The organism is Pseudomonas cyclaminis, assembly GCF_015163715.1.
GTDB classification, from domain to species: Bacteria; Pseudomonadota; Gammaproteobacteria; order Pseudomonadales; family Pseudomonadaceae; genus Aquipseudomonas; species Aquipseudomonas cyclaminis.
In genome coordinates, this window is sequence record NZ_JADDUM010000059.1 from 45,836 (window position 1) to 54,058 (window position 8,223).

General features: G+C 62.9%; 2 protein-coding genes. Both read right to left on the minus strand.

Translation table 11 applies throughout. From position 1 onward, the window contains the following. Nucleotides 1-2 precede the first annotated feature (2 nt). Nucleotides 3-2,300, minus strand: coding sequence for a penicillin-binding protein 1C (gene pbpC / locus IQK56_RS09390; protein ID WP_193862181.1), 2,298 nt, complete (start codon nt 2,298-2,300; stop codon nt 3-5). Then, a complete protein-coding gene (locus tag IQK56_RS09395; protein WP_193901645.1) occupies nt 2,281-8,088 on the minus strand; it encodes an alpha-2-macroglobulin in 5,808 nt (1,935 codons plus the stop codon). The genes pbpC and IQK56_RS09395 overlap by 20 nt, the downstream gene beginning before the upstream one ends. Nucleotides 8,089-8,223: the final 135 nt, after the last annotated feature.

An 8,223-nucleotide genomic window follows, 5' to 3' on the forward strand; every position in this document is an offset into this window, starting at 1 on the left:
GCTCACGGCACAAACTCCACCTTCAACCCCCTACTCGCACTGCGCCCCTGATCATCACTGACCCTTAACCGATATTCCCCCGACTTGCCCGGCCGCCAGTTCAGCGTGGCTTGCGGTGTGCCCTGGCCGATCAGGGTCTGGTCGGCGAACCAGTACAGGGTCGTTGCATCGCTGGCGGCGTTGGCGTTCAGCGGGATGCTTTCCTGGGGTTGGGACAGCCGCAGTTGGTAGCTCACCTGGGTCAGCGGTGAGCGAATCTGCGGCGCTTCGCTCTGGTCGGTGATGCGGTTGGGCTGGCAGTTTTTCATCACGCTGGGTGGCGTGCGGCGGGGCAGGCCGGCGGCGCGGTACAGGCGTTGCACGTCGCTGGGCCAGAATTCGAAGATTTCCTCTCGCGTGTATTGCGGATCGAATGGCGGGCAGGCGGCCTTGCCGGTACGGGTGTCGATCAGCACCGGGCGGTGCAGGTTGGACACGCGAATCGGCGAGACGCCGGGGATGTACCAGGTCTTACGGGTTTGCGGGCACCAGCGGTTGGGCAGCTCGCCGGAGGCGGCGCAGACATCGATGCGCACCAGCCCGGCGGGTGGTTTGTCGGCTTTGATTGCGACGTTGGGCAATGCCAGGGGCAACGCGTCAGCAATGCGGAAGAACAACGGCGCGGCGGTCTTGGCACCGATAAACGCCGGGTTCGGCCGGCCATCGAAGTTACCCACCCACACCACCAGCACATACGGACCGACCAGACCGGCGCTCCACGCATCGTGGAAACCCCATGACGTGCCGGTTTTCCAGGCGGTGCGCCAGTGGCGGCCTGGCAGACCATCCGGACGCGGGTTGCGCCGTAGCATGTCGCGCACCATAAAGGCCGCCTGGGGCGTGAGCAGCTGCGGGCCAGTGGTTTGCGGCTGTTCCTGCAAGTAGCGCAACGGCCGCAGATGCCCGTCTCCCGCTAACATCACATACAGCCGCGCCAGCTCCTCCGGGGTCATCTCGCCACCACCCAGTGCCAGGGCCAGGCCGTAATGGCTTTCGTCGCGCAGGCCTTTGATGCCGGCGCGTTGCAGCAAACCGTAGAGAGACGGCGACTTGACCTGGCTGGCCAGCCACACGGCCGGAATATTGCGACTACGGATCAACGCATCCCGCGCCGTCAGTGGCCCGACAAAACTGCCGTCGAAGTTTTCCGGTTGGAAGTAGCCGAAGTTACTCGGTAAGTCCTTGAGGATGCTCATGGGGTGAATCACCCCTTGGTCCAGCGCCAGCCCGTAGAGAAACGGCTTGAGCGTTGACCCCGGCGAGCGCCGTGAAAGCACGCCATTGACCTGCCCATGGATGCTTGTGGATAAGTAATCCGCCGAGCCCACCAACGCCTTCACGCTCAGGTCGCGGCTGTCGATCAGGATCGCCGTGGCGTTTTCCACACCGGTGCTGCGCCGTTCGGCGATAAACCCGCTGATCAGGCGCTCCAGCAATTGCTGCAAAGGCAGATTGAGGGTGCTGTTCAATTCGTTACCGGCCTGGGATGCCAGCAATTGTTCGCTCACGTGTGGCGCCAAAAAAGGAATCTGCTGGCGGTTGCGTGCTTCCAGGGGTAAGTCCAGCAGACTGTCGTTGCGCAGGTCTTGTGGATAAGTCTCGCGCCAGTCAGCCATCAGGCGCAGCCGGGCGTTTTGCAGCGAAGGCCCGAAGCGCGCCCGACGGCCCGGTTGCTGAGGAATCACCGCCAATGCCAAGGCTTCGGACAATGACAACTGCGCCGCCGACTTACCGAAGTAAATGCGGCTGGCCGCTTCGGCACCTTCGATATTGCCGCCCATGGGCGCCAGGTTCAGGTACGCCTCAAGGATGTCGTGTTTGCTGTAGCGCGCCTCCAGCCACAGCGCCAACGCCATCTGCTGCAATTTGCCGGGCACCTGGCGGGTGTTGAGATCCCACAGGCGCCGCGCCAGTTGCATGCTCAAGGTCGAGCCGCCCTGGCGCTGGCCACCGCTGTAGGTGGCCATGGCCGCCCGCAGCAACGCCGGGGGATTGATCCCCGGGTGCCAGTAGAAATTGCGGTCTTCCTTGAGCAGCAGGGCCTCAATCAATGAAGGCGAAATGCGCTCCAGCGGTAGCCACAGGCGATATTGGCCGTCATCCGCGAGGGTCATGCGCAGCAACGAGCCATCGTCGGCCAACACCACCCGCGACGAAGTGACGGCCTGTTCCAGCGGCGCATGGGGCCACAGCCGCAGCCCCGCCAGTACACACGCCGCTGCCAGCAGGGGCGCCAGGCGTCTAAGGCTTGGTAATTTCAAGCTGGCCTACTTTGCCGCGTCCTTGCAGGGTGGTTTCGTACATGCCTTCGGCGTAGGCCGGTGGCGTGTTGAACGTCCCTGCATTGGTGGCGCGCACGCGGTACACGAAAGTGCCTACATCCCGCAGCGCAGTGCCGTACAACACCACCCGATCATCCCGCACATCCACGTAGTCCGGCTGCCAGTTGCTCAGCTCGGTTTCGCCGATGGGCGCTTGCCAGGTGTCGGCTTCTTCGCCGTCAGCGGTTTCCACATACTCGGAATCGTCGCCTTCACTTTCCTCGGTGCTGGCGGCTTCCGGCTCCGGCGGCAAGTTATACACAGGCTCGACGCCACCCGGCAGTAGGTCAACCACAGCCACTTGCTGTACCTGATCACGGTCGGTGGCGCGCAGACGCAGGCGCACCAGGAACTCCTCGCCCACCGCCACCTTGCTCACCGGCTCGCCTTTGAGGTCGAGGTATTCATGGATGATTTCCAGGCCATTGTTGATCGGCTTGAGCTTGGCACCCTTATCGAAACCGGCCTCGCTGAGCATGTAGAAGGCCGCAGGGCCGTCGGATTTTTCCATGACCAGCTTCTGCGTGGCACCCGGTACGGCGGCACGCGGTGGCTGGCCGGCCATCTCCAGCAATTGTTGCTGCTTGTCGCTCAGCCAGGCGGTGGCCTTGAGAGTCATGTCGCTTTGCGCACGCTCGCCATAGTTGTCCAAGGCGCGCAGCAACAAGGCCGCCGACAGCGAGTTGTAGCGCTGCTCGTTGAGGCGTTTACCTAGCTTGTCCAGCAGCGCCGTGGGCACGTCATCCATCAGTTCCGGGAAGTGGCGCGCCAGCAGGTGCAAGTGTTCGGCGTCGTGCACGAGTGGGTCGTAGTACAAACCGTCGCTGTCCCACTTATCCACCAGCGAACGCCATGGGGTTTTGCGAAACAGCGTATCGGCCTGGCGATCCTGCTTGAGCAGTTTGTAGCTGGCTGCCAGGTAGGCAGCGCCCAGGTCGTTCTGCCAGCTGTCCTTGAAGTAACTTTCGTAGCGCTCGCGGATGTCGCTCAGCGCGCCGCTCACCAGAATCCCCTGACGGCTCAGCAGGTAACTGGCGTAGGCACGGTTGCGCAATTCCGACAGACCTTCGCTCGGGCCGTTGGCCAGGTCTGTCAGATACGCATTGGACCGCACCAGCAGATCTTCCGGCACCGGCAGCCCGCGCTCCTTGGCTTCGATCAGGAAGTCGGTTGCGTACAGGCTGGCGTACGGCGCCACGTCCGGGTTGGCCGCCCACAAACCAAAGCCACCGGCCTGGTTCTGACGCTGGCGCAACATGCGCACCGCGCTGTTGAAGGCTTGCTCAGCCTCGGGTGCGGTGCCGCCCCAGATCAAGGCCGGCATGGCCTTGGACACCAATTGCTCGGTGCACGCATAGCCGTAGTCATCCAGGTAATGCTTGAGGCCGTTGGCCCATACCAGCGGCGAGGCGGCCACGCCCAGTTGCACATCACGCAGTTGGCTGAACAGTTCACGTGTGGGCTTGAGTTCTTTGCTGGCGCTGTCGAAACGACCCAGGCTCAGGGCCACGCGATGCTCGCTCAATGGCCGGATCGAGGTGGTTTCTGCCACCTGGATCCGCTTGCCATCCGGCAGCACCGCGACAAAGCGCAGGTCCGCCGACCCGAGCGTGTCGCCGACCTTGATCTTGAACTCCGCAGTGCCTTCCTTGCGCGGTTGCAGCGACAGGGTGCCGCCCTTGTTGCCCTGCACCACGAGGCCGGTGCTGGTCTGCACTTCAAACTTCACATCCGCCGCTGCATCGAGGTTGCTGAACACCCCGGCGCTGACGTTGAACACATCCCCCGGCGCCACAAAGGCCGGTACGTTGGGCGTGATCACAATCGGCCCGCGCACGTCGGTCGTGGCCTCGCTGACGCCCACGCTGTCGGTATCCACCGCGACGGCAAACAGGTGCAACTTGCCATTGAAGCTGTCCGGTACCTGGTAATGCAACACGGTCTCACCGGCCGGCAAATCCACCAGCCCGGACCACCAGGCCACCGGCGGCTGATGTTTACGCTTGAACGGGTTGAGATGGTTGGCCAGGGCGCCTTCCGTATCGCCACCCGGCGCTGCCCCACTGAGCAGGCGGCTGAATTCCGGCAGGATCAAGTCAAGGATCTGACTGGTGCCGACCTCCAGCGCACGTTTCTGGAAGAAGAAACCCAGCGGATCCGGCGTCTGATAGCGCGCCACTTGCAGGATGCCTTCGTCCACCGCGTAGATCACTGCGCGGCCCGGCCGGTCGGCGTTGACCTTGATATCCAAGGTCTGCCCCGGCTCGATCTTCGCCGGACCTTCGACCTTCAGTGCCATGCGCCGCGCATCCAGGTTGATGCTGAAGGGCACCACGCCGTAGGACAGCGGGCTCATATAAACCTCAGACGAGCCGATGTCGCGCACGAACTGCACGTTGACGTAGGCATTGCCCTCAAGCCCCGCAGGTACGCGGATATGTTGCACGCTGTTGGTGCTGTCAGCCTTGAACCACTGCTGGGTGTAGACCTTGTCGCGCTCGATGGTGATCAAGCCCGCGCCGGTGTACGGCGCGCGAATGCTGATGGCGATCTCATCACCGGTGGCGTAGCTGCGTTTATCCAGGCGCAGCTGCAGCTCGGCATTACGCTCCAGGGAGCGCGAAGTGTTACCGCGCCCGGCCACGCTGTAGTCGATCTGGTTGAGCAGGTTGCCGTTGGCGTCCTTCACTTGCAGGGTGAAATCCCCTGGCGTGCCGGTGTTCAGGGTCTGCTTGGCGCCGTCCTTGGTCATCTCCAGCGGTGAGGCCGGTTGGCTGATGTTCTTGATGCGCGACTCGTACTTGTAGGTGCCGTTGGATTGCTTCACCAGCACCGACACATAACGATGCTCGACCACTTCGCTGGTCAGGCCATCCACCGCCAACGGCGAAAGGTCTGGCGCGACCGCCAGCCATTGCACCTGGCGCGGTGCGTCCTTGGCGACGTACGACAGCGAGTCCTGACTTTTCACACCCACCAGGTACGGCGCGGACGACACCAGCAACGCACTTTGCGCCGCCACGTTGCGGCCCCCTTCGGCCTCGAACACCTGGGTCATCACCTGCAAGCGATAGGTGCTGTTGGCGAAACGTTGCAGGTTGAGGTCCAGCACCGCCTGGCCGTTATCGTCGACGGTGGTTTCGGCTAGGTCTTCGGTGCTGGCGTCCTCCAGGGAATCATTGAGGCGGAAGCGGTAGTCGGGGTAACGGTCGAAGGCCGCGAGCGTCGGGCTCAGGGACATTTTCGCGGTGACGCGACGGCCCGCAGCCGGGGCGCCGAACAGGTGCATGGCGGTGACTTTGGCCACAACCTGGTCCGGGGGAATCCAGCCCTGCACCGGTGTGTCGTGCAGGCTCAGGCTGACTTTCATGCGGTCCGGCTCGAAGTCGCGGACCTTGAAGCTGACACTGCCCAGGTCGGTGCGGGTCTGTTTCTGGCCAATCAACTGCAAGGTCGCGGTGTATTCCCCGGCGGGGGCGACTTCGCTGCTGGGGAAATCAAAGGTTTCAAACCCGCTGGCGGACAGCTTCAGCGGCTGGCGAATCACTTCCAGACCGCGTGGGTCGGTGATCTGCAGCTCCACCGGCAGGCCCTGCAGGGCGCCTTTCCAGTTGCCGCTGCGCACGATCATGCCCAAGTGTGCGGTTTCGCCAGGTCGGTACAGGCCGCGGTCGGTAAACAGGTAGGCGCTGAGGCGATCAATCGCACCGTCTTCTTCCAAACCGCCTACGTCGAAGCGCGACAAATCCAACTGCTGGGACTGACGGGCAATCGGCAGGAACGACTGGTCATTGCCGCGACTGACCACATACATCAGCGGCGTTTTCTCACGGCGCAGTTCATCCAGCTTGGCGAAATGCACATGGCCCTCGCCGTCGGTGTGGCCGCTGCTCACCGGCAAGCCGTTGCGGCCGATGATGTCGACCTGCGCGTCGGCCACCGGCGAACCATTGCCGATGGACTGCACATACACATCATGGCTGCCGTCACTGGAGCGCTTGGCAATGATGCCCAGGTCAGTCACCACGATAAACCGCAGGTCGCTGGTGCTGCTGCGGTCGTAGTCGAAGGTACGCTCGGCCGGCTCATCCTGTGGGCTGAGCTTGAGCACAAAAATGCCGCGACGGCCGCCATTGGCGGTGAGGTAGTGGCTCAAGTCCACGTTGTCGTAGACGGTTTTGGCCGGGTCATTGGATGACAGCGCAATGTCCAGGGACTGACGCTCGACCATGCGATCAAAATACTCATTGCCGAAGTTCGGCCGGGCAAAACTGCCGCTGCTCTGGTCCACCAAGTGCTGCAACTGGTTGGGCAGCAGGCGGGCGATTTCCACATGGGCGCCTGGCACGCCACGGGCCATGAAGCCCAGGCGTTTTTCGCCGGTGAGGCTGAGCAGGGCGCCGTCAGACAGGAACTGCAACGTGCGCGGATACGCCGGCATGCTCACCAGCGACGCCGTAGGATTTTTTGCCAGATAACCGCCAATGGCTTCCAGGTTGGCGGGCACGCGCACATACAGCGCACGACCGGCCGGGGCCTTGAACTTGAAGGCGTGCAGTGTGTTCAGCGGTTCGACGCTGGGCACGTGTGTCAGGTTGACCTTGGTGCTGCGGGCGAGCAGGGCGTCGTCGATCTCATTGGTGGTGTAAGGACGCGTGTCGTCCTGGGCTTTTTCTGGCAACAACCAGGCCTGGACCTTACCGGCGATGGTGTCATCGGCTACGGCGCTGGAACTGCTGAACATCAGCACTGGCTCAGGCTCGGCGCGTTCGTTATCAACAAAGCTGACTTCAGCGCCGGTAAAGGTCAGGCGATAGCGGCCGGGTACGGTGACCTCGGCCACCAACGGCGCTGCGCTGGCATTGCCGCCGTCACGGGCCTTGATGCCTTCGTCGAGCTTGGCGCTGACCGGGGTGCTTTCCAGCGGGGTGGCCAGGGCGGCGGAACGTACGTAGGCGTTGAGCTTTTTCTCGTCGAAGGTTATTTCCGGGCGATTGGGCAACTGGGCGTCGCGGTAGGCCAGGCCTTTGCCGAGGGTCACGGTTACACGCTTGCGTAGGTTGTCTTCATCCACCGGGTGGGAAAACCGGAAGGTCGCCACCAGCTGTTTCAGCGTCGGGTTGGATGGATCCTGGTACAACTCGTTGGCGGCCAGGGTGGCGCGGAACGGTTGGGTGGAGAACTGGGTGCTGTACTGATCCAGCAATACGCCGTCTGCCAGCAGGTTTTTCTTGGCCAGATCGAGGGTGTAATGGGCGTCGATGGGCCAGTCTTTTTCCGGCACGAACAACAGGCTGCGGTCATCCGCCCAGCGCCAGGTGCCCGCGACCTCAGGCTTGAGGGTAATGCCCTCGGTAACAGGCTTGCCAATGGCGGCAAGCGGCGCCACGGACTCAGCGAAGCGCACCTGCAAGTTATCCACAACCGGCGTGGGCTGGGTGTAGTCAGTCAGGTTGGGCTTGTGCAGCGAGTAGCTCGCGGTATGCGGCTGCGGCAGGTTGGAATACCAGTGCCAGCCGTAGAAGCCAGCCGCCGCGAGCAGCACGAGCCCGATAACCCCGGCACCTGTCTGACGCGGGTAAGCGCGGGCTTTAGCGCCCAGTTTCGCCACGCCACGGCCGATAGCTCGTAGCCACAGCGGAGGATGCCATTGGCCGAAAACGGCCCCCACCACGGTCAGAAACACGCCGACAACACGACGGCTGATGGCTTTGAGCGAATCGAACATGGTGAGCATCCCTGGCTAAGTGCGGCGTATCTTACAGGGTCTTTGATACAAAAGATGACGCCGATATACGCCGCACGGCGGGATCTTTCTGTTGGAACTCAGCGCCTGGTTCAGGGCTGCTTCGCAGCCCAGCGC